Source organism: Streptomyces sp. NPDC021080 (assembly GCF_044333225.1).
Taxonomy (GTDB): domain Bacteria; phylum Actinomycetota; class Actinomycetes; order Streptomycetales; family Streptomycetaceae; genus Streptomyces.
Genome location: NZ_JBIRQM010000003.1, coordinates 524,517 through 548,236, shown reverse-complemented (window position 1 = coordinate 548,236; position 23,720 = coordinate 524,517). Strand labels below are relative to the sequence as shown.

Below are 23,720 nucleotides of genomic sequence, written 5' to 3'. Positions count from 1 at the left end.
TCCCGACCTGCACAAGGACCGCAACACCGTCGAACATAGAGGACTCGATACGACGGTGGGAGGGGCTTGATGTCCCACCGCAGGACGTGTGAACCGCGCCTTGGCCCGGAAATGCCCCGGAACAGCTGGTCAGGGGGGATAGAAGTGGGAGATATCGGGAGGAACCTTGTATCTCACTCCACGGCCCGGACGTGGGCCAGGAAGGGCACCTGACAGGTGAAGTACCTGTTCAGGCGCCCTTCTTCTGTCTCTAGAAGAACCCCAGCTTCTTCGGTGAGTAGCTCACCAGCAGGTTTTTCGTCTGCTGGTAGTGCTCCAGCATCATCTTGTGGTTCTCGCGGCCGATGCCGGACTGCTTGTATCCGCCGAACGCGGCATGTGCCGGATACGCGTGGTAGCAGTTCGTCCAGACGCGGCCGGCCTGGATGGAACGGCCCGCCCGGTAGGCGGTGTTGATGTCGCGCGTCCACACACCGGCTCCGAGGCCGTACAGCGTGTCGTTCGCGATCTTGATGGCGTCGTCGAAGTCGTCGAACGACGTCACCGAGACGACCGGGCCGAAGATCTCCTCCTGGAAGATCCGCATCCGGTTGTCGCCCTCGAAGATCGTCGGCTGGACGTAGTAACCGCCCTTCAACTCCCCGTCGTGCTCGATGCGTTCACCGCCGGTGAGCACCTTGGCGCCCTCCTGCCGGCCGATGTCCAGGTAGGAGAGGATCTTCTCCAACTGGTCGTTGGACGCCTGGGCGCCGATCATCGTGTCCGTGTCGAGCGGGTTGCCGGGCTTGATGAGCTCGGTGCGGGCGACCGCCGCCTCCATGAACTCGCGGTAGTGGCCGCGCTGGACGAGGGCGCGCGAGGGACACGTGCACACCTCGCCCTGGTTGAGCGCGAACATCGTGAAGCCTTCGAGCGCCTTGTCGCGGAAGTCGTCGTTCTGCGCCCACACGTCGTCGAAGAAGATGTTCGGGGACTTGCCGCCGAGCTCCAGCGTGACCGGCTTGATGTTCTCCGAGGCGTACTGCATGATCAGCCGCCCGGTGGTGGTCTCCCCCGTGAACGCGACCTTCGCCACCCGCGCGCTGGAGGCCAGGGGCTTGCCCGCCTCCACGCCGAAGCCGTTGACGATGTTCACCACACCCGGCGGGATCAGGTCCGCGATCAGGCTCATCCAGTAGTGGATGGACGCCGGCGTCTGTTCGGCGGGCTTGATGACGACCGCGTTGCCCGCGGCCAGTGCCGGAGCGAGCTTCCACACCGCCATCAGAATGGGGAAGTTCCACGGGATGATCTGCGCGACCACGCCCAGCGGCTCGTGGAAGTGGTACGCGACGGTGTCGTCGTCGACCTCGCTGAGCGAGCCTTCCTGAGCACGGATCGCCCCCGCGAAGTAGCGGAAGTGGTCGATCGCGAGCGGGATGTCGGCCGCCAGCGTCTCGCGGACCGGCTTGCCGTTCTCCCAGGTCTCCGCGACCGCCAGCTTCTCCAGGTTCGCCTCCATCCGGTCGGCGATCTTGAGCAGGATGTCGGCTCGGGCGGCCACGGAGGTGCGCCCCCACGCGGGCGCCGCCGCGTGTGCCGCGTCCAGCGCGCGCTCCACGTCCTCGGCGGTGCCGCGCGCGACCTCGGTGAACGGCTGCCCGTTCACCGGGCTCGGGTTCTCGAAGTACTGCCCGCGAGCCGGCGCCACGTACTCGCCGCCGATGAAGTGGTCGTACCGCGCCTGGTAGGAGACGATCGCGCCTTCGCTGCCGGGCGCCGTGTAACGGGTCATGCTGGTTGCCTCCCGGAGAAGCGCTGCCCGCCGTCGGGCAGCTCTCGCCGCGAGGCTAGGAACCCGGACGTTGCAACGACGTTGCGCGGACCCGGAACCGCCGGCCCGCCCAGAGAGGACGGGCCAACAACCGCACGGTGCTCCGAGGACAGGGGTAACACCCCATAGGGGCCCGACGATGGGGCGACACCTCACGGGGTCCCGAGGACGGGGCAACGCCCCGCGGCGTCCCCGAGGACGGGGGCAACATCCGTGGCGTCAGTGCGGTCGCGTCCGGCCCTCGCGTGCCGAGTGCGCCCATCCGGCCGGTGCGCCCAGTTCGGACTCCAGCTCCGCCACGCGCGCGTGGACGGCTGCCGCCGGGCGCAGCGCGGACAGCGCCCGCCAGACGTCGAGATCGTCCTCGCCCCACGGGGCACGGGCCCAGTCGGCCAGCAGATCGGGGTCCCGCCGCGCGATGACCGCCGTCCGCAGACCGTCGGCGAGCCTTCGCCGCAGCCGCACCACCGCCGGCGCCGTCGAACCCGGCAGCAGCGGACCGGCGTACACCGCCGCGGCTGCCGTCACCGCGCCGGTCCCGAGCCGCCGCTCCACCACCGCCACATCGGACTCGACCGGCCGGGTGAGCCGGTAGGGACGCGAACCCAGCAGCCCCGGACCGAGGATCCTGCGCAGCCGCGCCAGCTCGGCCCGCAGGGTCACCGGCGTCACCGACTCGTCCTCGTACAGCGCGCACTGCAACTCGTCGCCCGTCAGACCCTCCGGATGCCGGGCCAGCAGCACGAGGATCTCGCTGTGTCTGCGGCTGAGCCTGATCTTCCGCCCGTCGACGACCAGCTGGGCCTCGTCGCGCCCCAGGGCCGTCAGTTCGAGGGAGTCGGCCATGGCCCGAGGCGGTGCGAGCAGCGCCAGCTGGGCCTCGGCCGCCCGCGCCACCGCCTGGACGAAACCGAGACTGTGCGGATGCGCGAGCCCGTCCCCGCCGGTGATGTCCACCGCACCGAGCACCCGCCCGGTGCGCGGATCGTGCACCGGGGCTGCCGCGCAGGTCCAGGGCTGCACACGCCGGATGAAGTGCTCGGCCGCGAACACCTGCACCGGACGGTCGACGGCGACCGCCGTCCCCGGCGCGTTCGTTCCGACCGCCGACTCCGACCACCGCGCGCCCGGAACGAAGTTCATCCGTCCGGCCTGCCGCCGTGTTCCCGGATGGCCCTCGACCCACAGGAGCCTGCCCTGGGCGTCGCACACGGCCAGAAGATGCTTCCCGTCCGCCGCGAACGTCCCCATGAGCTCCCGGAACAGCGGCATCACCAGGGCGAGCGGATGCTCCGCCCGGTAGGAGCCGAGTTCCCCGTCCATGAGTTCCACCCTCGCGGTGCCCTCCGGAACGACGCCCGCGCGCGCCGACCGCCGCCACGATTCCGCCACCACGGCACGCACCGGCCGCGGCACGGTGCCCGCCTCGGTGAACGACTCGTACGCGCGGCGCAGCAGCCGACTCCGCTCGGCGGGATCGGTCCCCGGTTCCAGGGCCACCCAAGGATCGGTCAACTCGGCCTCCAGGAAGGCGATGCGGCTGGGTCCATCGTCACTCCCGGTGCGGGCCTGGACAACCCGTGTGACGCTCCCCTTCCGCCAGGTGCCTCGCGGCGTGCCCGCCAGGGCAGCCGCGAGGCCGCCCCCGGTCAGGCGAAGTTGACGAGTCTGATGTAGCGCGTCCAGTCCCAGTTCGGCCCGGGATCGGTGTGATCGGTGCCCGGCACCTCGTAGTGACCGAGGATGTGGGCACGGTCCTTGGGGATCCCGTACTGGTCACAGATCGCGGCGGTGAGTCTGGCCGACTCCTCGTAGAGGGCGTCGGTGAAGTAGGCGGGCCGGTCCACCCAGCCCTCGTGCTCGATGCCGATGCTCCTGGTGTTGTAGTCCCAGTTGCCGGCGTGCCAGGCGACGTCGCGCTCCCGTACGCACTGGGTGACATGACCGTCCGCCGAGCGCACGAGGTAGTGCGCGGACACCTTCTTCGCCGGATTCTGGAAGATGGACAGGGTCGTGGCATACGTGGCCTGGGTGACGTGGATGACCACGTAGTCGAGCTCGTAGCTGTAGGGGCGGTCGGAGGCCGTGTAGTTGGAGTCGGTCGCCGGGTACCAGTCGGCGCCCGGATAGTCGACGGCCGCCGGCTGCGCGGCCGCCTTGGCGTCGGGGAGCAACGCGTAGGGGAGGGCCGCGAGGGCTGCGCCCTTGAGCAGCCGCCGTCGGCTCGGGAACGACTGTGCTCGCTCCATGGAGGGTGGGCCTTTCGTCGGTGGGGGGTGGTCCGTGGACGCACAGCCCGGACTCGGGCATGCCGGGGCGGATGCCTGAGGGGGAGGGCCGGTCCGGGCTCTGTCGCGCGGGGGCCGCGTGATCAGCGCCGCAGAGCCGCGGCCGTCTCGCGCAGCCGGGCGTGCAGTCCGCGATGGGTCTCACGCGCGGGCAACCATTCCTTGCGCAGCTTGGCGACGCACGTGTAGTTCGTGTCGCAGACGTTCGCGACGGGAGACTCGACCGTCTGCGTCGCGAACTGGTAGGCGTCCAGCTCGCTGAACCCGTAGTCGCGCACCAGCCACTGCACGAGGTCGAGCTGGGATATCCGGAAGGCGTCCTCGAGCGGGCGCGCCGAACCCGTCGAGATGATGTGGGTGTCGGACTCGATGCGTGGCCAGGGAGTGACGACTCCCTTGAGCAGCTCGACGATCACCACCGTGTTCATGGCGCATTCGACCGCGACTCCGCAGGTCTCGCCCTCTCCCTGGCGCGCGTGGCCGTCGCCCAGGCTGAGCAGGGCGCCTTCGACGTTCACCCCGAGGTAGCAGGTCACCCCGGCGCGCATCTCCGGCGTGTCCATGTTCCCGCCGTGCGCGTCGGGCACCAGGGCGGAGCGCACCTCCAGGTTCGCCGGCGCGACTCCCACGGTGCCGTGCATCGGGTCCATCGGCAGTTCGATCCGGATGTCGCTGTCCCGCGCGGTGAACAGAGCTGTCCGCCGCTCCCGGTCGAGCTGCCAGATCCACACCGTCTCCGGCAGCGGCGGCTGCAGGGACGCCGTGGTGTGCGTGGAGGTCAGAGCGCCGAAGAGGGGGACGGTCGTCGACGCCGCCCAGTCACGGGCCGGCTCGATCGAGACGAAGTGGGCCGCGACCGTGTCACCCGGCTCCGCTCCCTCGACATGGAACGGACCTGTCTGCGGATTGAGGAACGGAAACTCGCAGACCTCGGAAACCAGGTCCTTCTCGGAGCGCACCCGTCCGGCGAAGCAGTCCTCGGTGTAGAGGTCGAGCACGGTGCCCGGCGCGATCCGTGCGACGGGTGGCGCGCCGCCGAACGTCCAGGCGAACTCGTCCGGTGAGGGGCGCACGGTCAGGATCCGGGGGTCGCTCATGGCTGCACGGCTCCGCTCTGCGAAGGGGCGGGGGTCGAGGTCTCGTCGAGGTGGACACGGGCGGTCTCGGCTATGCGCCCGGGATGGCGGCGCAGCAGGAAGATCAATATCACGGCACCGGCCGCCATCCAGACACCCACGACCGGCCCGGCGTAGGACACCGGCGCGGTCAGTTCGGTCACGAAGTCGAAGACCGGCAGACCCGCGGCCGTCAGCAGCGCGGGAACGAAGGCGACGATGCCGAGCAGCGGGAACACCAGATGGCGGACGGGATGGAACGACGCGCGTCTGCGGCGCAGGAAGTAGCCCGCACAGGCGAGATTGACCACGATGTACACGCCGATCACCACGGTGACGATCACTGTCGCGAGGAGCAGGAACGCGGTCACCGGGTCGTACGCGAGACCGAGTCCCAGCATGGCCGCCACGGCCACGGCACACTGCACGGCCACCCCGGCCGCGGGGGAGCGGTGTCTCGGGTGCACGCGCGCGAAGAGCGCGGGGAGCACCCGGATCCGGGCCAGGGCGAAGGCCGTTCGGGTGGATACCGTGGCGCACGCGTTGGCGTTGGCGATCGTCGAGTTGACCACCGCGAGGAACACGAGCACCCAGAACAGCCCGAACGAAGCGCGCGCCACCCCTTCCCACGAGGCCGTGCCGGAGGCCCCGAACCCGGCGAACCGGTCGGGACCGAAGTACACCGACATGGCGTACGTCGTCAGCACGTAGACCAGACCGATGGCCAGTGCCGCGCCGAGGACGGCCCGGTGCATCGTGCGGCGCGGGTCCCTGGTCTCCTCCGCCAGCGGGGCCGCCGCCTCGAAACCGGCGAAGGCGAGCACGGTGTACACCGATCCGGCGAACACGCCACTGATGCCGCCGTAGCCAGCGGCCGTGTGGGAGGTCCCGAACACCGACAGCGTGTTGTCGCTGCCGGCCTTGGCGATGAGCCACACCGCGAAGACGAGGAAGACCAGGACTTCGAAGACGCCGAGGACGGTTCCGAACCGGGCCGAGGCGCGTACTCCCCAATAGCCCGCCACCGCGATGACCACCGCGCCCGCGAGCGACCAGGGCCACCAGAGATCGTCCGGGTACGACGACCACTCCTGGTGCAGCGTGCCCGCCGTGGTGAACCCGAGTTGAAGGAGGAGCAGGGGCGGCACCAGGGCTTCGACGAACACATAGCCCCAGCCCACGAGGAACCCGACGGACGGGTGCAGGCCTTGCGCGGTGTAGGTGGCCACCGAGCCCGCGGAGGGCATCTCGCGAGCCAGCTCCGCGACGCACGACGCGGTGAACAGACAGGCCACCAGGGCGATCAGCACGGACAGCGGCAGACTTCCGCCCGCGAACGCCGCTCCGGACGGGATGGACGCGGCGACCGCCGCCGCCGGCGCCATCGCCGTGATGCTCTGGAACAGGACCTCGCGCAGGCCGATCGCCTCACGCCGCAGACCCGGTACCGCCTCCTCCGACATCTGAACCCCCCGATCCGACCGGAACACAGCCACCGGCAGGACGGCTGCGCCTCGCGTGAATTACGGTACGGCGCTTGCCGGTTGGGCAGGAAGGGCCAGGCGCGAGTCCGTGGACGGCCCGCGGAATGTGGACAACGCGATCACCCTCAAGGGGGATGTCCTGCGGGTGATGGTCCGTGTCCGGCGTGTCGCTTCGCCCGGCACAGGCCTGGCGTTGCGCCTAAGCCCGCCCGGCGACCGCCGCCGGGTCGTCGAGCACCGCGCGCACCACCGAATGCGCCGCACCGAGCAGAGGCCCTTCGGATCCCAGACGGGAGACGGACACGGGGCAGGCGGGACCCGCCGTGCGCCGCGCCAACTCGTCCTCCAGGGAGGGGAGCAGCCAGGGCGCGAGCCCGGCGAGGGCGCCTCCCAGCACGACCGTTTGCGGGTCCAGCAGGTTGACCGCCCCGGTCAGGGCGATGCCCAGCGCGGTTCCGGCGTCGTGCAGGGCACGGCGTACGTCCGGATCGCCGTCGGCGGCGCGCCGGGACAGCAGCCCGACCCGGTCCTTGCCCGGTTCGAGCCCGGCGGCGCGCAGAACGGCCTCCTCGCCCGCGTACTGTTCGAGGCACCCGCGTCCGCCGCACGGGCACTCCGGTCCCTCCGGGCGCACCGGGACGTGCCCCAGCTCGCCGGCGAAACCGCGGGTGCCGCGCAGCAGTTGCCCGTCCACGAGCACCGCGGCACCGATGCCGATCTCCGCGGACACGTGCAGGAAGTCACGAGGCGTCGCGTCGCCGAGCCAGAGTTCCGCGAGTCCGCCGAAGTTCGCCTCGTTGTCCACGGTCAACGGCCACTCGGCGGGCAGCAGCTCGCCGAGGTCCGTGTCGTGCCAGTCGAGGTTCGGGGCCTGGACCACGGTCCGGGCGTCACGTGCCACGAGTCCGGGGACGGCGACGGCGAGGCCGGCGGGCCACAGCCCTTCCCGGTCGGCCTCGGCGACGACCTGACGCACCAGCGCCGTCAGTTCCCGGATCACGGGCCCGGCGGGTCGGCCGCGGTTCGTGCCGTGGCGCACGGCGCGGGCCCGCACGGCTCCCCGGAGGTCCACCGCGCACACCGCGAGATGGTCGACGCCCACCTCCGCGCCGATCCCGGCGGGACCGTGCCCGCTGACGGCGAGCGCCGAGCCGGGCCGTCCCACTCTGCCCGGCCGTTCGGGCCCGAGTTCTTCGAGGAGCCCCGCGCGGATCAGTTCGTCGACCAGGGTGGACACGGCCGCCCTGGTCAGACCGATGTGGGAGGCGACGGCGGCGCGGGACAACGGTCCCTCGTCGCCGACGGTGTGCATGACCCGGGCGAGGTTGCGGCGGCGCATGCCCTGCTGGGTGTCGGGCAGTCGCCGGCCGGAACCGGTCGGGTGGGCCTCGTGCAGCGGTGCGGTCATGCTTCCGTCGATCCTCGTCCGGCCGGTCCCGTCGGCCTGTCTCGGTGCCCGTTCCCACGGGGCGGTCCCGCGTCGGGCGGGCCCACCGGCCCGCCCCGGCCGGTACCACTCACACGGGATCCGGTTCCCCCGCGTGTGAGCCGGGGCGGCACACCTGGTCCCGGTCAGTTCCTGTTCGGCTCCCGTTCGAGCAGCGGGGCCGCGTCGGAGAGTACCCCGGTGATCCGTGCGAGTGTCTCCTCGTCCCGTTCCACGGCCTCGAACACCGGCCCGCGGGCGGTTCCCCAGCGCCGGGCGACCGCCGCCGGGTCCTCGCCCGTCAGCAGGCCGGCCGCCTGGGCGGCGGCGCCGAGCGCGACCAGTTCCCTGGCCTCGGGCACCTGGACGGGCCGGCCCGAGAGACGGCGTACGGTCTGCTGCCAGGCCTTGCCCCGCGCTCCGCCGCCGATCAGCAGCAACGGCGCAGAACGGTCCGCGTCCGCGTCCAGTACGAGGTCGAGGGCGCCCAGCAGGGAGTGCACGGCGCCGTCGTACGCGGCCTGCAGCAGTTGCCCGCCGGTCGTGTCGTGCCTGAGCCCGTGCAGCAGTCCCGCGGCGTGCGGCAGGTTCGGTGTGCGTTCGCCGTCCAGGTAGGGGAGGACCGTCACCGAGGAGCCGGGCTCGACGGACTCGCGGTCGAGGCCGAGCAGCGCGGCGAACCGGTCGACGGCCAGCGTGCAGTTCAGCGTGCACGCGAGCGGGAGCCAGTCGCCGCGCGCGTCCGCGAACCCCGCCACCGTGCCGGTCGGGTCGGCCGGGCGGTGCGTCGAGACCGCGTACACGGTCCCCGAGGTGCCGAGGCTGAGCACGGGAGTGCCGGGGCGCAGCCCGAGTCCGAGCGCGGCGGCCGCGTTGTCGCCGGTTCCGGCGGCCACCAGGGTGCCCCTGGAGAACGGCAGCTCACCCCGGGCGTGCACCGTTCCGGCCACCTCGCCCGGCCGGGCGACGCGGGGGAGCAGGGCGGGGTCGAGACCGATGTGCGCGAGCACCTCCTCGTCGTAGGCCTCGCTCCCGGAGGCCCACCACCCGGTGCCCGAGGCGTCGCCGCGGTCGGTGGTGCCCTGTCCGGTGAGCCGTTCGGTGAGGTAGTCGTGGGGCAGCCGGACCGCCGCCGTCGCCCGGACGGCGTCGGGCTCGTGCTCGGCCAGCCAGGCCCATTTGGCGGCCGTGAAGGACGCGCCCGGCACACTGCCGGTCCGCTCGGCCCAGGACTTCGGGCCGCCGAGCTCCTCGACCAGCCGACGGGCCTGCGGCGCCGAGCGCACGTCGTTCCACAGCAGGGCCGGTCGTACGGGTTCGCCGTGGGCGTCGAGCGTCACGAGCCCGTGCTGCTGCCCGCCGATCGACACCGCCGCCGCCTCGTGGGCGGCGTCACCGCACTGGCGCAGGGCTTCGCAGAGCGCGTCCCACCACTGGCGGGGGTCGCTCTCGCGGCCCGCCCCGGTGGAGACGGTGTGCGGCGCCTGTCCGCTGGCCACCACCTCTCCCGTCGACGCGTCGACGACCAAGGCCTTGGTGGACTGGGTGGACGAGTCCACCCCGACGACGAGCGGACCCTCGGCTGCTGACATCGGGCTCTCCCTCTTCCGCGGCTCCGCGGGATCTGTGCTGGTCACGGGCGTTTCCGGACCGCCACGGCCCGGGTCCCGCAGTTCGTCCCTGGACCGATGTGACCAGGTTTCCTACTTCGTCTCTTCCCAGAGACGCGTCCGCATACTAATTTGTAAACCGCCATGACGAAATAGTCGGAGCTAGCAAGGAGCCGCGACATGAACTACCAGCCCACCCCCGAGGACAGGTTCACCTTCGGCCTGTGGACCGTCGGCTGGCAGGGAAGGGACCCGTTCGGCGACGCCACCCGGCGCGCCCTGGACCCGGTCGAGACGGTCCAGCGCCTGGCCGAGCTCGGCGCCTACGGAGTGACCTTCCACGACGACGACCTGATCCCCTTCGGGTCCTCGGACAGTGAGCGCGAGTCGCACATCAAGCGGTTCAGGCAGACCCTGGACGCCACCGGTCTCAAGGTGCCGATGGCGACCACCAACCTGTTCACGCACCCCGTCTTCAAGGACGGCGCGTTCACCTCGAACGACCGTGACGTGCGCCGCTACGCGCTGCGCAAGACCGTCCGCAACATCGACCTGGCGGTCGAGCTCGGCGCCGAGACGTACGTCGCCTGGGGCGGCCGCGAGGGAGCCGAGTCCGGGGCCGCCAAGGACGTACGCGTCGCCCTCGACCGCATGAAGGAGGCCTTCGACCTCCTCGGCGAGTACGTGACCTCGCAGGGCTACGACCTGAAGTTCGCGATCGAGCCCAAGCCGAACGAGCCCCGCGGCGACATCCTGCTCCCCACCGTCGGCCACGCCCTCGCCTTCATCGAGCGCCTGGAGCGCCCTGAGCTGTACGGCGTCAACCCGGAGGTCGGCCACGAGCAGATGGCCGGACTGAACTTCCCGCACGGCATCGCGCAGGCACTGTGGGCGGGCAAGCTCTTCCACATCGACCTCAACGGCCAGTCCGGCATCAAGTACGACCAGGACCTGCGGTTCGGTGCGGGCGACCTGCGTTCCGCGTTCTGGCTGGTCGACCTCCTGGAGAGCGCCGGTTACGCGGGTCCGAAGCACTTCGACTTCAAGCCGCCGCGGACCGAGGACTTCGACGGCGTGTGGGCGTCGGCGGAGGGCTGCATGCGCAACTACCTGATCCTGCGCGAGCGCGCGGTGGCGTTCCGGGCCGATCCGGAGGTCCAGGCGGCCCTGCGTGCCTCGCGTCTGCACGAGCTGGCGCAGCCCACCGCCGAGGACGGCCTCGCGGCGCTGCTCGCCGACCGGTCCGCTTTCGAGGACTTCGACGTCGAGGCCGCGGCCGCGCGCGGTATGGCCTTCGAGCAGCTGGACCAGCTGGCGATGGACCACCTCCTGGGTGCGCGCGGCTGACCGGACCGCTCCCGAGGGAACGGACCCGCCCGTCGGCGGGTCCGGCCCACGCTTCGCCGTAGCCGGTCTTCGCGTGGGAATTCGCGGAATCACGCGATCCATGGCATGAGTGCGTATCAACTTCCGCACAGGGGTCGCGCGATGACCGGATTCGAGGCGACTCTTGGCGGTATGGCCATGCCGCCGGAACCGTCTCAGCCCCCGCGTTCGCGGGGAGAAACGCACCCTCCCGAGGGTGATGCCCAAGGCCCGCGCCCGGGGGGCTACGGTCCTCCGTCGTCCGGCGGGTACGGCCCTGTGTCCTCGGGCGGCTACGGTCCTCCCTCCTCGGGCGGTTATGGTCCGCCGCCGTCGGGGGGCTATGGCCCTCCGTCCTCCGGTGGTTACGGCCCTCCTCCGGGTGGTGACGGCTTTCCCTCCGGGGACTACAGTTCACCGGCGCAGGGGGGCGGCCGGCCCCCCTGGCAGGGCGCCGGGGGGTGGCCGCCACCGCCGCCGTCCGGACCGCCGCCGGGACCACCGTCCGGGCCGCCCGACGGGCCCGACGGTCACCGCGGAGGGCGGCGCCGCGTCGGCCTGCTCCTCGCCATCGCGGTGATCGTCGGTGCAGGCGTCATCGTCGCCGTTGCCGTGGCGGGCACGGGTGGCGGCGGCAACGGCGAGAAGTCCCCCGGGACCGGGAGCACGGGGCGGTCGCCGAGTCCGTCGCCGAGCCTCCCGTCCGGATTTCCGTCGCTTCCCTCAAGCCTGCCCACGGTCGTGCCGTCGCTCCCCTCGGACCTGCCCAGCGGGCTGTTTCCCAGTGACCTGCGGTCTCTCTTCCCGTCCCTCGCCGACGACGAGGTGCCCTACTACCTGCTCCGGGAGGGCGATTGTTTCGACGCGGACGATGCCCGGCCCGGGCAGGCCGCCAAGCGCAAGTGCACCCAGCCGCACGACGCCGAGGTCGTGAAGGTCACCGAACTCAACGGCACCTACACGACGGACGCGGCCCTCAAGAAGGCCGCGTCCGCGCTGTGCAAGGCTCCCCTGGAGCGCAGAGCGGCCGGCCAGGCCGCCGGCACGGTGCGCGACACCCTCGTGCAGTACCCGGACACCGGGACCTACGGGACCGGGATCGACAAGGTCGCGTGCAGCCTGGCCGCGGGCGTCGGCGAGGACGCGCACAAGCTCACCGGGCCGCTGAAGTGAGCCGCACGCGTGCGTGGCCGCTGTCCACCGTCCACGCACGCGTGCCGCGCTGAAGCCGAAGGGGTTCCGGAATCAGATCCCGCGCGGCAGCCGCACATAGGTGACGGTCGTCTCGATGCCGCTGTCCACGAGCCGCCCCTGCGCGTCGAAGGCACTCGCCCCGTCGGTCATCCCGAAGTCGTTGTCGTTGATGAGGGCGAGAGTGCCGTGGTCCACGCGCGCGACACCCTCGATCTTGCCGGGCACCCCCGTGACGGTCCCCAGGTCGACGACCAGACGCTTCGCCAGCACCGGAACGCCGGCCGACGCCGGGTCGTCCAGCTGCTCCAGCGAGGGCGACGTGGTGTCGCTGTCCCACGGGCCGCCGAGGATGTCCGCGCCCCGCGTGAGCCGTACCGACTGCAGACGGGCCGTCTTGTCGGTGCGCTCCTCGACGAGCAGCCGGTCGCCGCCGACGGCCACCACGGAGGAGATCTTCAGCTCGGACGTGTCGTCCTCGCTCGGGTCGACCACGTTCACCGGGTCGAAGCGGTACGCGTACTCGGCGGTCACGGCGCGCTTCTCGGGGGAGAAGCGCAGCAGCCGCGTGTTCCGCGACGCGTCGCCCGCGTTCGCGTCGGGCAGAGAGAGCGGGCTCTGCAACGCCATCACCAGGTCCCCGTCGGGGAGCTGGGCGAGCCCTTCGAGCCCGCGGTTGGTCTTGCGGTGGAGCAGAACGGCGGGCAGTGCCTCGACGACCGGGTAGTCCGCGCCGGTCAGGTCGAGACCTTCGGGAACATAACGCGCGAGGACCTTCCCGCGCGCGGAGACATGGACCAGCGACGGGCCGTACTCGTCGACGAGCCAGAACGAGCCGTCCTTCGCCCGCACGATGCCCTCGGTGTCCAGGCCGTTCGGGTTGTACGCGAGGGGCGTCTGCGCGTCGTAGGAGTAGGGCGCCTCGTCGCGTCCCGCCTGGTCGGACAGTCCGGTGACCGGCTTGCCCGACGTCGTGGTGATCGGGATCGAGCCGATCACCTTCACGGTGTCACCGCAGACCCGGATCTTCACGATCGCCGGGTCGAAGCCCGGAACCGGGAACGTCCGCCGCTTCTTGCCGTCCACCTTGATCTGGCCGTTGGGCCCCCGGTCGGTGACCGTCCAGAACTCGCCCTTGCGTCCGGCAGGGTAGATGTCGCTGCCGATGCCGCCGAGATCGACACCACGGTCGTTGTCCACCGTGCCGGGCAGCAGCGCGTTGCTGAAGGCGCCGAGAGGGATGTCTCCGAGCGTCGCGGTGAGCGTCACCCGCAGCTGCGCGGGTCCGGACGTCGCGCCCGCGGTGCCGGTCGTCACGAAGGCGGCCAGCACGGCCAGCGGCACGCCCAGGGCGACGGAGCGGGGGATGCGGCGCTTGCCGGCGACATGCGGGGACATCAGGCCTCCTGAGTCACAAGTACGTTGACAGCGGACAGAGTTGGCCCTGACGCCGAACGGATCGCGACGTGGGGGTGAACGCCGTGCGTCAACCAATCATCGGGTCTCCCTCGGCCGTGGCGCGGGCGGTTGACGGGTTCTCACCGTCGGCTCCACGGGCCCGGCGGCCCCTGTTCGCGCACTGCTGGGAGGCGGGTCTGTCCGGTGCCCCGGTTCCTGTGCCCGGTGGGCTCCGTCGTCGGGGCCTCTCAGGGTTGACTAGGGGGCGCGGGTCAGGGACGTATCAGGGTCACGGTCCGGAACTGTGGGACACGGGGACCCGTTCTCAGGACAGAGAGCGGCAGCAGCCGCGGAGGAGGCGACACATGTCGAAGAACGCGAAGATCGCCGCAGGAGGTGTGGCGGTCGGCCTGATTCTGTGGATCTGGCTGCCCTGGTGGGCCGCCTTCCTGATCGTGCTGGGAGTTCCGGCGGCCGCGTATCTGGCGCTGGACCCCTCGCAGCGGCGCAGGCTGCGCCGTGTCACCCGCAAGGAACTCGGTCGCTGAGGAGTGACTGCCCGACGGTGAGCCGTCCGACGGCGATCCGTCCGTTGTCGGTCCCTCCGGCTCTCACCGGTGCTGGTGAGAGCCGGAGGGACCGACGCAACTGAAGCAAGGGACCGGCCGAGGGCCGGTCACCGGGATTCCGCGTGACGCGGTCACTCAGCTGGGACGGACCGCCATCTTGTCCAGGGCCTCCAGGAGGTCGGGCAGCTCCGGTCCGCGACCGACGGGCAGGACCTCGCCGGGTTCCTCGTCGAGCAGGACGAACGCGATGTCGTCGGTCCTGGCGACGAGTGACCAGCCGGGGCCGTCGGCCCGCAGGGTGCGTGCGTCGCCCGTGGCGAAGGACGAGCGGACACGGCCCAGCGGGGGCGGTGTGTCCACGTACGAGCGGGCCTCGGCGAGAACGCGGCGGATGCCGGCACGGTTCACGGCCTTCCCGTCCTTGCCCTCCTTCTCGTCCTGGCCCTGAGAGTCCTCGACGTCGCCGGAGGTGCCGTCGGCGCCCTCCGAGGGTGCGAAGTCGCTGTCGTCGATCTGCTCGCGCCACGTCGCCCACTGGAGCGCGATCTCGTCCGCGCCGAGGCGCCGCTGGGCGGGTCCCCAGGTGGTCGTGTCCGGCGGACTGAGCGGAGGCCGCTCCGTGAGCTCGGCCGCCGGATCGTGCGGAGCGGGCACGCCGGGAGCCGAGACGGCGACCTCGAGAGGCCAGCCGGGCAGCGCGGCGACGACCGTCCGCTCGGGGGGCGACAGCTCGTGCTCCATCCCGCAGTCCCAGGACGCGATGGCGACCGCGACCAGGGAGACGTCGTCGATGACGACGGTCCAGCGCGCGCCCTCCCCGTCCTGGCCGAGCACCAGCCCGTACCCCTCCGAGAGAGGCGCGAGGTCGAGCGTCGCGCAGGCCTCTGGGTAGTCGTCACCGAGCACGCTGGGAAACTTCGCCGGCGTCAGCAGCACCGCCGTCAGCACATACAGCGCGTCGTCGTCCCCGGTGGCGACGGCGTCTTCGTCCGTCCCGGCCATTCCAGCCTCCCGATCGCTCCATCTGTCGGCGCACCCTAAGCGACGGGAAGGCGCTTGTCACGGGCCCGAAACCCGTGCGGAGCTGCAGCTATCCGGCTGGAAAGGACGAATCGCCCTCGCGCGCCCCCGGCGAGGCCGCGGGCCCACCCGGTCAGGCCGCGGGCAACCCGAGCAGGGTCCGGGCGACCGCCTGCGGCGACTCGTCGCGCTCCCGGGCGAGAGCGACAACTGCCCGGCAGGCCAGCTCGTTCACCCCGAACGACAAGGCCTCGGGCGACACCCAGGCGGCTGCCTCGTCGATCCGCTCCTGGTCGTCGACCGCGCACGCGGCCACGTACACCGCGGCCGCCTCGAAGAGGTTGTATGTGCGCTTTCTCTCCTTCAGAGCCGCCTCCCGCGGGGACTCCCCGGGCCGCGCCGCCGTGGTCCTGCGCCCGATCGAGCGGAGCCTGCCGAACATGCCGGACATCCGGTCACCATCCCCTGCGTGGTCGCCGATCGTGCGGTTGCTGCTACTCAACGTAGAGATGGAGGCGCGGCAACAGAAGAGGGGCGGCCCGGTGAAGCGGAACCTCCGTCTCACCGACCGGCCGTGGCGAGTCCTTCGAGAGTGCTCCGCAGCCAGGCCAGTTCGGCCTGGCTGGTGGCCCGCGCGATGGTGAGGATGCCGCGCCGGAAGGGGTCGTCCAGCTCCTCGGCCCGCAGTGGCCGGTCGCCGTCGTAGAAGAAGCTCGCGGGTTCCTCCAGGAAGGCCAGCCTGCGGCGCAGCACGGCGGCCTGGGTCTCGGGGTCCTGCAGATGCCTCAGGAAGGCGAGCACCGTGAACCAGCGGTTCTCGTCCGTGATGTCCCGCCGTGACGGTTCCGCGAGCCGTCGGCGCAGTTCGTGCCCGCCCTCCTCGGTGAGCGTCAGGACGTGACGCGGGGCGGCCACCGAGCCGGGCTGTGTGGCCCGTTCCAGCAGCTGCGCGCTCTCCAGCCGCTTGATCGCGGGATACAGCGTGCTCTCCGCCACCGGCTTCACGTGCCCCGTCAGTGCGGTGATGCGTTTGCGCAGCTCATAGCCGTGCAGCGGGGTGTCGTACAGAAATCCGAGGATGGCCAGCTCCAGCATGTCCACATTCTGTCGCATCCGCGCTGTACATCGCCTCTGCTATACCTCGAAACCGATGTATTCTCTTCTGGCTGTGGAAAACGCGAGAACGGCAACAGGGGGAGAGCGCTGTGCGGCAGACCGAGTTCGACGGCAGGGGAAGCATGATCCGCTGGACGGAGGCGGCGGGCGACGGGCCCGCGCGCGTGTACGTCCACGGTCTGGGGTCGGCCTCGACGGTCTACAACGCCCACATCGCGGCCCGGCCCGAACTGGCGGGTCGGCGCACCCTGTTCGTCGACCTGCCCGGCCACGGCATCAGCGACCGGCCCGCCGGCTTCGGCTATACCCTGGAGGACCACGCCACGGCTCTGGCGGCAGCCCTGGACGCGGCCGAGGTCACCGGGGCGGAACTCGTCGCACACAGCATGGGCGGCTCGGTCGCGATCGTGCTCGCCCATCGCCGCCCCGAACTCGTCTCCCGGCTCGTCCTCGTGGAGGCCAACCTCGATCCGCACCCCACGGTCACCGCGGGCAGCAGCGGCATCGCCTCCTACGACGAGGACGACTACGTCGAGAACGGCGGTCACGCGCGCGTGCTCGAAAAGGTCGGCCACCTCTGGGCCGCGACCATGAGGCTCGCCGATCCACGCGCCCTGCACCGCTCGGCGACGGGACTGGTCCATGGCACCACCCCGACGATGCGCCAGATGCTCCTCGGGCTGACGATGGAGCGTGCCTACCTTCAGGGCGGGCTCAGCGGCGAACTGCCGGGCGCGGAAGGCCTGGAAGCGGCAGGGGTGCGTGTCGTGACCGTGCCGGGTGCCGGACACAACATCATGTTCGACAACCCCGACGCGTTCGCGGCAGCCGTCGCCGGCATGGCCTGACGGCCCTTCACCGCATGGGGGCGGCGGTCATCCCCGGCGCGCGGCCAGCGCGAGGAAGCGGGCGTCCTCGTCCACGTACGAGGTCATGTCCCAGCCCGAACCGGCCAGCAGGGGACCCAGATTGTGCTCGGCGCGCAGGTCGTCCGAAGTGATCTGCCGGCCCTGGCGGGCCGCCAGGGCCGCCCGGCCGATCGGGTGGAAGAGGGCCAGCGTGCCGCCGGGCCGTACCACCCGGGCCAACTCCACCAGATTCTCGGCCGGGTTCGGCAGGTGCGCGACGAGCCCGGCCGCGAACACCGCGTCCAGCGACTCCGTACGCAGCGGCAGCGCGGTGACATCGGCCAGCAGCAGGCGCCCGTCGCGGTCCCGTCCGGCCCGGACCGCGGCCTCCAGCATGGCCGGGGTCAGATCGGCTCCGACGACCACCCCGGTGCCGCCGACGGCCGCTCGCAGCGGCGGCAGGGCACGCCCGGTGCCGCAGCCCGCGTCGAGCACACGGTCACCCGTGTGCAACCGCATCAGCGCCACCGCGGCCGCGTACGCGGGCCCGTCGTCGGGGAAACGGCTGTCCCAGTCGGCGGCGCGCGCGCCGAAGAACTCCTGGACGTGTGTGTGGTCGTCGCTCATGTGCCGCATGATCTCTCACCGACATGAAGGATGACGCGGCGCACACGTTCGAGCCCGGTGCGATCGCTCGGGAGCACCTCTTCGCCACTTTGCAACAGCTTTCGAAATGCGCCCCAGTTGTGCGCCCCAGCGCGCACTAGCGTCCCAGGGCCATGGGACACCTGGACCACGCCGCCTTCGGCTGGCTGACCCCCGTACTGTCGTACGCGATGGCCTGCACGGGCTCCGCCCTGGGGCTGCGCTGCACGGTCCGCGGACTCGACGCCACCGGACGGTCGCGTCGCAACTGGCTGCTCACCGCGGCCTCCGCGATCGGCACGGGAATCTGGACGATGCACTTCGTGGCGATGCTCGGCTTCGGTGTCACCGGCACGGAGATCCGCTACGACGTGCCCCTGACGATCCTCAGCCTGCTGGTCGCCATGTCCGTCGTCGGCGCGGGCCTCTTCGCCGTCGGCTACGGCCGTGACCGGCGCCGCTCGCTCGCGCTCGGTGGGCTCACCACCGGGGTCGGCGTGGCGAGCATGCACTACATCGGCATGGCGGCGCTGCGGCTGCACGGCCAGGTGCGCTACGTCCCGGCACTCGTCGCCCTCTCCGTCGTGATCGCCGTGATCGCTGCGACCGCCGCCCTGTGGGCCGCACTCTCCATCAGATCCCCCGTGGCGGTCGCCGTCGCCTCCCTCGTCATGGGCGGCGCGGTGAGCAGCATGCACTACACCGGAATGACGGCCGTGAGTGTCCGCGTCAGACCCTCGGCCGACGCACTCTCCGGTGCCATGGCGATGCAGTTCATCTTCCCCCTCGCCGTCGGACTCGGGTCCTACCTCTTCCTCACGGCGGCGTTCGTCGCGCTGTCCCCGATGTCCGGGCGGAACGAAGCGTCCGCGCCGTCCCGGCGGCCGGCCGAGGGCGTCGCCAGCTGAAGCCGCTGCCGCAGCCGCGCGGCCCGGACGCACGCCCCGAACCTCTCCGATCGAGGAGGCCATGCGTACACCCCGCAGGACCACCACAGCCGGCTCCCCGCCACCGCCGCTGCGCGGTCGTCGCGCGCACGCGGGCCCTCCGGCCGACGAGCGCGCGGACATCGACGATCCCCTCGCCGGACCTCTGCCGGAAGCGCTCACGAGCACGGGACGGTGGCGCCTCCGGCCCCGTACAGTCCGGGCCAAGATCGTCAGCCTGCTGATGGTGCCCATCGTCTCCCTGCTCGCCCTGTGGGCCTACGCCACCGTGAGCACGGCGCAGGACATCGCGCGGCTCCGGCAGTCGCAGCGCGTGGACTTGACGGTCCGGGCCCCCGTCGACGCCGCGGTCACGGCGCTCCAGGCGGAACGCGCGGAAGCGGTCCGTTACGCGACCGACCCCGCCACGGTGCCACCGAGCGACTACAAGGACCTCTCGCGGCTCACCGACCGCGCCGTGGCGAAGCTCCGCGTGGGGAACCACAACACCGTCGCCGACGGCGCGGACCTGCCCGCCGGGGTCGCCGGACGCCTCTCCGCCTTCGTCGCCGACGCGGAGCGACTGCGGTCGCTGCGCACCGGCGTACTGGACCGCCGTACCGGATGGGACGAGGCCTACGGCGAGTACACCAGGACCATTTCGACGGCGTTCGGTGTCGACGGAGCGCTCACGGGCGTCTCCGGAGCGGATCTGCGCTCCGACGTTCGTGTCCTGCTCGAGTTCTCCCGGGCGGGGGAGGCGCTCGCCCAGGAGGACGCCGTGCTCGGCGGGGCCCGGCTGGCCGGAACCCTCGACGGCGAGCGGCTGCGGCTGTTCACGGGGGCCGTGGACACCCGCCGCACTCTGACGGACGTGGCGACTCCGGATCTGGGCGGGCCCGAACGAACCGCCTGGAACGACCTCGTGGAGGGAAGCGCGTACGACGACGTGCGCGCCGTCGAGGACAGGGTGCTCGCCTCGCGCCCCGGCACCAAGGCCCTCGATGCCGCGCCGGAGGCCGCCTGGAGCATCGCTCACGAGCGGGTGAGTGACGGAATGCGCACGGTCGAGGCGGACGCGGGCCGTGGTGCCGCGGATGCCACGGACCCGCTCGGGCACGCCCTGCTCACCCCGGCCGGTGCCGCGGTCCTCTTCGGTCTCGCCGCCGTCATCGCCTCACTGATCATCTCCGTGCGCATCGGACGCGACCTCGTCGTGGAACTCGTGGCACTGCGCGACGGCGCCCTGGACATCGCCCGTCGGAAGCTTCCCGCGGCCATGCGCCGACTGCGCGCGGGCGAGGCGGTCGACGTGGACGACGAGGCCCCGCCGGGACGGCCGTCGGAGGACGAGACCGGACAGGTCGCCCAGGCGCTGAACACCGTGCACCGAGCCGCCCTGCACGCCGCGGTCGAGCGCGCGGAGCTGGCCGGTGGCATCTCCGGGGTCTTCGTGAATCTCGCTCGCCGCAGCCAGGTACTGGTGCACCGCCAGCTGAACCTCCTGGACGCCATGGAGCGCAGGTCCGAAGACCCGGACGAGCTGAGCGACCTGTTCCGGCTCGACCACCTCACCACGCGGATGAGACGTCACGCGGAGAGTCTCATCATCCTTTCCGGAGCCGCGCCCGGGCGGGCGTGGCGAAGGCCCGTCCCGCTCACGAACGTGGTCCGGGCGGCGGTCTCCGAAGTCGAGGACTACGCGCGCGTGGAGGTACGGCAGTTCCCCGAGACGGCCGTGGTCGGCGCGGCGGTCGCCGACCTCACCCACCTCCTTGCGGAACTCGTCGAGAACGCCGCCCAGTTCTCGCCCCCGCACACCAGAGTGCGGATCACCGGAGAACCGGTCGCGAACGGCTACGCGATCGAGGTCGAGGACCGGGGACTGGGCATGGGCAAGGAGCGGATCGCCGAGGCCAACCTGCGCATCGAGCGGTCCGAGGCACTCGACTTGTACGACAGCGACCGGCTGGGCCTCTTCGTGGTCAGCAGACTCTCGGCTCGGCACGGCATCAAGGTGCACCTGCAGACCTCGCCCTACGGGGGCACGACCGCGGTCGTACTGCTGCCCACGGCACTGCTGCACGACGGCCCGGCGGAACGTTCCCTCCGCGAGGCCGACGGGGACGGGCTGCTGGATCGGGAGTACGCGCGCGTGCCGGTTACTCCGGAGCGCGAAGCCGTCCAAGCCATCCAAGCCGTCGACCGGCGGCCCGCACTGGTCCCGCCACGGCCGAGGGCTGCCGAGGAACGGGTGAACGGGCCACGGGCGACACTGCCATCGGCGGGCGGTCCGCGGGAGAACGCGCCCGTGGGAGCCGTGCCGCTTCGTCCGCAGCGTCCCCAGGAGGACTCGGCGGGCTCCGGTGAACTTCCCCGCCGGGTCCGCCAGGCGAGCCTCGCCCCCCAACTGCGGGAGCAGCGCACCGAGGAACCGGCGGAACCCCGGACGCCCCCGGCGGACGACGAGCGCACACCGGAACTCGTCCGGACGCGCATGACCGCGTACCGGGCCGGCTGGGCACGCGGCGGCCGGCCACCCGGTATCGGCTCACCCCCTGACCCCGACGCGGGCAGTGACAGCAGCGAAGGAGACCCCTCATGATCCAGGACCCGAGTACGGGCAGAGCCCAGCGCTCCGGCGAACTCGACTGGCTGCTGGACGACATGGTGCTGCGCGTGACCGAGGTACGGCACGCCGTGGTGCTGTCGAACGACGGACTGGCGGTCGGTGCGTCCACCGGTCTGCGCCGCGAGGACGCCGAACACCTCGCGGCCGTGGCCTCCGGATTCCACAGCCTGGCCAAGGGAGCGGGACGCCACTTCGGTGCGGGCGGGGTCCGCCAGACGATGGTGGAGATGGACGAGGGCTTCCTGTTCGTGGCCGCGGCGGGGGACGGTTCGTGCCTTGCCCTCCTGACCGCCGTCACCGCCGACATCGGCCTCGTGGCGTACGAGATGGCGCTTCTGGTCAGGCGTGTCGGCGAGCACCTTCACGCCCCGCCCCGGACCTCCGCACAGCCGCCCGCGGCAGGATGACCCGAGGACGGCCTGGACAGATGACCGAGGACACACCGGGCAACCCGTCGCGGCCGGGCAGCCAGTGGTACGACCAGGAGGCGGGACCGCTCGTCCGCCCCTACGCCGTGACGGGCGGCCGCACCAAGGCCGGTCCGGCCGGGACACATTTCGATCTGATCGCCCTGGTCGCGCTCGACAGGGCGGCGCCGGAAGCCGACGAGGACGGCTCGCTCGGCCCGGAGCACCGGAACCTGATTGAACTGTGCCGTGCCGAGACCCTGTCGGTCGCCGAACTGGCCGCGGGCACCGGCCTTCCCGTGGGTGTCGTCAGAGTGCTCCTGGGCGACCTCCTGGAACGCGGCCGCGTCGTCGTCAGCCGCCCGGTGCCGCCCGCGCACCTTCCGGACGAGCGGATTCTTCGCGAGGTGATCGAGGGACTGAGGGCGCTCTAGGTGATCCACACCGATCGGCGTCACAGCCTTTCGCGCTCACTCCTGGGCATGGAACGGGCGCGTTCCGGTGCAAAGGGGCAATGTGCGGTCCGACCCCGCCCGGCGGAGCCGTGGTTGTCATGATGCTGGCTTCGCACACCCGTACCGACGCACCGATGCCGGCAGGCGCCGGCACTTTCGAGGGAAGTGATCGATGGTCTCCGAGAACTCCGACGTCACGGGTGGCGACCCGACCGCCCTGGCGCTGAAGATACTGGTAGCCGGCGGGTTCGGCGTGGGGAAGACCACGCTGGTGGGCGCGGTCAGCGAGATCCGGCCGCTGCGCACCGAAGAGCTGCTGAGCGAGGCCGGCCGGCCGGTCGACGACACCGACGGCGTGGGCCAGAAGATCACCACGACCGTGGCCATGGACTTCGGACGGATCACCATTCGTTCCGGCCTCTCGCTCTATCTCTTCGGGACTCCCGGCCAGGACCGCTTCTGGTTCCTGTGGGACGAGTTGTCGACGGGTGCTCTGGGCGCTGTCGTCCTCGCCGACACCCGGCGGCTCGAGGACTGCTTCCCGGCGGTGGACTACTTCGAGCACCGCCGGATTCCCTTCGTGGTGGCTGTCAACTGCTTCCCGGGCGCTCGCACGTACGGGGTCCAGGACGTCTCCCGCGCCCTCGACCTCGACCGGGGTACGCCGGTCGTCCTCTGCGACGCCCGCGACCGCGACTCCGGGAAGGAGGTGCTGATCCGGCTCGTGGAGTACGCCGGGAGGGTGTACACGGCCCGGCTGCTCGAATCCGTCGGCTGACGCTGTCCGCTGTCTCCGGCCGGATGTCCGCGTCCGCACCGTCCGGAGCTCCGGCACCGTCGCAGGGCTTCCCCGCGAGGCGGCCCTCGCACCTGCTCGTCGGCCATCTTCTCTGCCATGCCACCCGTCCGCCTTGCCCGGACGCCAGCTGTGGGGAAGGCTTGCTGGTCGAATCCTCCGGCCAGGGGGAACGGCACACGGGGAGAGCGGATCATGGGACAGAACACGGGACTCGGCTGGCTGCTGGACGACCTCACCGAGCGCGTCGAGCACGTACGGCACGCACTGGTGCTGTCCAACGACGGGCTGGTGACGGGCGCGAGCACGGGACTGCGACGCGAGGACGCGGAACACCTCGCCGCGGTGTCGTCGGGACTCCACAGTCTGGCCAAGGGCTCCGGCCGTCATTTCGGCGCCGGGCAGGTACGGCAGACGATGGTCGAGTTCGACGACGCGGTGCTGTTCGTCACCGCGGCCGGCTCGGGGAGCTGTCTGTCCGTTCTCAGCGGGGCGGAGGCGGACATCGGGCAGGTCGCCTACGAGATGACGCTGTTGGTGAACCGTGTCGGCGAACACCTTCGCGTGGACGCGCGGCAACCGGAAGGCAAGCCCGTTTCGGACCTGTGACCTGCTG

At 71.5% G+C, this 23,720-nt stretch carries 22 protein-coding genes; 10 read left to right on the top strand and 12 right to left on the bottom strand.

Going from position 1 to position 23,720, the window contains the following annotated elements; genetic code table 11:
* Positions 1-250: 250 nt before the first annotated feature.
* The 7 genes from adh to xylB form a co-directional block, all read right to left on the bottom strand.
* On the bottom strand, positions 251-1,774 hold the full coding sequence (gene adh / locus ACH4S8_RS09700) for an aldehyde dehydrogenase (RefSeq protein ID WP_398392155.1): 1,524 nt from the start codon (positions 1,772-1,774) through the stop codon (positions 251-253).
* A 258-nt stretch (positions 1,775-2,032) separates the two neighbouring features.
* Complete coding sequence (locus tag ACH4S8_RS09695; protein ID WP_398392154.1) at positions 2,033-3,328, bottom strand: GAF domain-containing protein; 1,296 nt, start codon at positions 3,326-3,328, stop codon at positions 2,033-2,035.
* Between the two features lie 134 nt (positions 3,329-3,462).
* Positions 3,463-4,062: an N-acetylmuramoyl-L-alanine amidase gene (locus ACH4S8_RS09690; protein WP_398392153.1), complete on the bottom strand. Its 600-nt coding sequence runs from the start codon at positions 4,060-4,062 to the stop codon at positions 3,463-3,465.
* 122 nt (positions 4,063-4,184) lie between these two features.
* On the bottom strand, positions 4,185-5,198 hold the full coding sequence (locus ACH4S8_RS09685; protein ID WP_398392152.1) for an acetamidase/formamidase family protein: 1,014 nt from the start codon (positions 5,196-5,198) through the stop codon (positions 4,185-4,187).
* A complete protein-coding gene (locus tag ACH4S8_RS09680; RefSeq protein WP_398392151.1) occupies positions 5,195-6,679 on the bottom strand; it encodes an APC family permease in 1,485 nt (494 codons plus the stop codon). The genes ACH4S8_RS09685 and ACH4S8_RS09680 overlap by 4 nt, the downstream gene beginning before the upstream one ends.
* 220 nt (positions 6,680-6,899) lie before the next feature.
* Positions 6,900-8,108, bottom strand: a complete 1,209-nt coding sequence (locus tag ACH4S8_RS09675; protein WP_398392150.1) for an ROK family protein — start codon at positions 8,106-8,108, stop codon at positions 6,900-6,902.
* A gap of 164 nt (positions 8,109-8,272) precedes the next feature.
* Entirely contained in the window at positions 8,273-9,718 is a 1,446-nt protein-coding gene (gene xylB, locus ACH4S8_RS09670; RefSeq protein ID WP_398392149.1) for a xylulokinase, read from the bottom strand.
* 198 nt (positions 9,719-9,916) lie between these two features.
* Between xylB and xylA the strand changes: the two genes are divergently transcribed.
* Together xylA and ACH4S8_RS09660 are read left to right on the top strand one after the other, a co-directional pair.
* Positions 9,917-11,083, top strand: a complete 1,167-nt coding sequence (gene xylA, locus ACH4S8_RS09665; RefSeq protein ID WP_398392148.1) for a xylose isomerase — start codon at positions 9,917-9,919, stop codon at positions 11,081-11,083.
* Between the two features lie 759 nt (positions 11,084-11,842).
* Complete coding sequence (locus ACH4S8_RS09660; protein ID WP_398392147.1) at positions 11,843-12,274, top strand: hypothetical protein; 432 nt, start codon at positions 11,843-11,845, stop codon at positions 12,272-12,274.
* Between the two features lie 72 nt (positions 12,275-12,346).
* Here the strand turns inward: ACH4S8_RS09660 and ACH4S8_RS09655 are convergent, their stop codons facing one another.
* A complete protein-coding gene (locus tag ACH4S8_RS09655) occupies positions 12,347-13,690 on the bottom strand; it encodes an esterase-like activity of phytase family protein (protein WP_398392146.1) in 1,344 nt (447 codons plus the stop codon).
* A 365-nt stretch (positions 13,691-14,055) separates the two neighbouring features.
* Here ACH4S8_RS09655 and ACH4S8_RS09650 point away from each other — a divergent pair, with 365 nt between their 5' ends.
* Positions 14,056-14,238: a hypothetical protein gene (locus tag ACH4S8_RS09650; protein ID WP_103553378.1), complete on the top strand. Its 183-nt coding sequence runs from the start codon at positions 14,056-14,058 to the stop codon at positions 14,236-14,238.
* A gap of 156 nt (positions 14,239-14,394) precedes the next feature.
* Here ACH4S8_RS09650 and ACH4S8_RS09645 read toward each other — a convergent pair whose 3' ends face one another.
* The 3 genes from ACH4S8_RS09645 to ACH4S8_RS09635 all read right to left on the bottom strand — a co-directional run bounded on the left by ACH4S8_RS09645 (position 14,395) and on the right by ACH4S8_RS09635 (position 16,374).
* Positions 14,395-15,261, bottom strand: a complete 867-nt coding sequence (locus ACH4S8_RS09645) for a hypothetical protein (RefSeq protein ID WP_398392145.1) — start codon at positions 15,259-15,261, stop codon at positions 14,395-14,397.
* Positions 15,262-15,412: 151 nt separating this feature from the next.
* Positions 15,413-15,730, bottom strand: coding sequence for a hypothetical protein (locus ACH4S8_RS09640; RefSeq protein WP_398392369.1), 318 nt, complete (start codon positions 15,728-15,730; stop codon positions 15,413-15,415).
* A 110-nt stretch (positions 15,731-15,840) separates the two neighbouring features.
* A complete protein-coding gene (locus tag ACH4S8_RS09635) occupies positions 15,841-16,374 on the bottom strand; it encodes a PadR family transcriptional regulator (protein WP_398392144.1) in 534 nt (177 codons plus the stop codon).
* 110 nt (positions 16,375-16,484) lie between these two features.
* On the opposite strand from ACH4S8_RS09635, the gene ACH4S8_RS09630 reads away from it, so the two are divergent.
* Positions 16,485-17,243 carry an alpha/beta fold hydrolase gene (locus tag ACH4S8_RS09630; RefSeq protein ID WP_398392143.1) on the top strand — a complete coding sequence of 253 codons (759 nt, stop codon included), beginning with the start codon at positions 16,485-16,487 and terminating at the stop codon, positions 17,241-17,243.
* 27 nt (positions 17,244-17,270) lie between these two features.
* On the opposite strand, the gene ACH4S8_RS09625 is transcribed toward ACH4S8_RS09630, so the two are convergent.
* Positions 17,271-17,870, bottom strand: coding sequence for a class I SAM-dependent methyltransferase (locus ACH4S8_RS09625; protein WP_398392142.1), 600 nt, complete (start codon positions 17,868-17,870; stop codon positions 17,271-17,273).
* A gap of 152 nt (positions 17,871-18,022) precedes the next feature.
* Here ACH4S8_RS09625 and ACH4S8_RS09620 point away from each other — a divergent pair, with 152 nt between their 5' ends.
* The 6 genes from ACH4S8_RS09620 (at position 18,023) to ACH4S8_RS09595 (ending at position 23,713) form a co-directional block, all read left to right on the top strand.
* Positions 18,023-18,796, top strand: coding sequence for an MHYT domain-containing protein (locus tag ACH4S8_RS09620; RefSeq protein WP_398392141.1), 774 nt, complete (start codon positions 18,023-18,025; stop codon positions 18,794-18,796).
* Positions 18,797-18,857: 61 nt separating this feature from the next.
* Entirely contained in the window at positions 18,858-21,419 is a 2,562-nt protein-coding gene (locus ACH4S8_RS09615) for a nitrate- and nitrite sensing domain-containing protein (RefSeq protein ID WP_398392140.1), read from the top strand.
* Positions 21,416-21,853, top strand: a complete 438-nt coding sequence (locus tag ACH4S8_RS09610; RefSeq protein WP_398392139.1) for a roadblock/LC7 domain-containing protein — start codon at positions 21,416-21,418, stop codon at positions 21,851-21,853. Before ACH4S8_RS09615 ends, ACH4S8_RS09610 begins: the two co-directional genes overlap by 4 nt.
* A gap of 20 nt (positions 21,854-21,873) precedes the next feature.
* Positions 21,874-22,287 (top strand): DUF742 domain-containing protein, encoded by a 414-nt coding sequence (locus ACH4S8_RS09605; RefSeq protein ID WP_398392138.1) that lies wholly within the window; start codon positions 21,874-21,876, stop codon positions 22,285-22,287.
* Between the two features lie 193 nt (positions 22,288-22,480).
* The gene (locus ACH4S8_RS09600) at positions 22,481-23,086 is read left to right on the top strand and encodes a GTP-binding protein (protein ID WP_398392137.1); all 606 of its coding nucleotides are present in this window, start codon (positions 22,481-22,483) and stop codon (positions 23,084-23,086) included.
* Positions 23,087-23,299: 213 nt separating this feature from the next.
* On the top strand, positions 23,300-23,713 hold the full coding sequence (locus tag ACH4S8_RS09595) for a roadblock/LC7 domain-containing protein (RefSeq protein WP_398392136.1): 414 nt from the start codon (positions 23,300-23,302) through the stop codon (positions 23,711-23,713).
* Positions 23,714-23,720 lie beyond the last annotated feature (7 nt).

Bases quoted from the DNA above. Each gene is read 5' to 3' on its own strand.
- ACH4S8_RS09685 (WP_398392152.1), bottom strand. From the start codon at position 5,198: ATGAGCGACCCCCGGATCCTGACCGTGCGCCCCTCACCGGACGAGTTC.
- xylA (WP_398392148.1), top strand. From the start codon at position 9,917: ATGAACTACCAGCCCACCCCCGAGGACAGGTTCACCTTCGGCCTGTGG.
- ACH4S8_RS09675 (WP_398392150.1), bottom strand. From the start codon at position 8,108: ATGACCGCACCGCTGCACGAGGCCCACCCGACCGGTTCCGGCCGGCGA.
- ACH4S8_RS09615 (WP_398392140.1), top strand. From the start codon at position 18,858: ATGCGTACACCCCGCAGGACCACCACAGCCGGCTCCCCGCCACCGCCG.
- ACH4S8_RS09620 (WP_398392141.1), top strand. From the start codon at position 18,023: ATGGGACACCTGGACCACGCCGCCTTCGGCTGGCTGACCCCCGTACTG.
- ACH4S8_RS09690 (WP_398392153.1), bottom strand. From the start codon at position 4,062: ATGGAGCGAGCACAGTCGTTCCCGAGCCGACGGCGGCTGCTCAAGGGC.
- ACH4S8_RS09605 (WP_398392138.1), top strand. From the start codon at position 21,874: ATGACCGAGGACACACCGGGCAACCCGTCGCGGCCGGGCAGCCAGTGG.
- ACH4S8_RS09645 (WP_398392145.1), bottom strand. From the start codon at position 15,261: ATGGCCGGGACGGACGAAGACGCCGTCGCCACCGGGGACGACGACGCG.
- ACH4S8_RS09610 (WP_398392139.1), top strand. From the start codon at position 21,416: ATGATCCAGGACCCGAGTACGGGCAGAGCCCAGCGCTCCGGCGAACTC.
- ACH4S8_RS09640 (WP_398392369.1), bottom strand. From the start codon at position 15,730: ATGTCCGGCATGTTCGGCAGGCTCCGCTCGATCGGGCGCAGGACCACG.
- ACH4S8_RS09650 (WP_103553378.1), top strand. From the start codon at position 14,056: ATGTCGAAGAACGCGAAGATCGCCGCAGGAGGTGTGGCGGTCGGCCTG.
- xylB (WP_398392149.1), bottom strand. From the start codon at position 9,718: ATGTCAGCAGCCGAGGGTCCGCTCGTCGTCGGGGTGGACTCGTCCACC.
- ACH4S8_RS09600 (WP_398392137.1), top strand. From the start codon at position 22,481: ATGGTCTCCGAGAACTCCGACGTCACGGGTGGCGACCCGACCGCCCTG.
- ACH4S8_RS09625 (WP_398392142.1), bottom strand. From the start codon at position 17,870: ATGAGCGACGACCACACACACGTCCAGGAGTTCTTCGGCGCGCGCGCC.
- ACH4S8_RS09680 (WP_398392151.1), bottom strand. From the start codon at position 6,679: ATGTCGGAGGAGGCGGTACCGGGTCTGCGGCGTGAGGCGATCGGCCTG.
- ACH4S8_RS09635 (WP_398392144.1), bottom strand. From the start codon at position 16,374: ATGCTGGAGCTGGCCATCCTCGGATTTCTGTACGACACCCCGCTGCAC.
- ACH4S8_RS09595 (WP_398392136.1), top strand. From the start codon at position 23,300: ATGGGACAGAACACGGGACTCGGCTGGCTGCTGGACGACCTCACCGAG.
- ACH4S8_RS09655 (WP_398392146.1), bottom strand. From the start codon at position 13,690: ATGTCCCCGCATGTCGCCGGCAAGCGCCGCATCCCCCGCTCCGTCGCC.
- adh (WP_398392155.1), bottom strand. From the start codon at position 1,774: ATGACCCGTTACACGGCGCCCGGCAGCGAAGGCGCGATCGTCTCCTAC.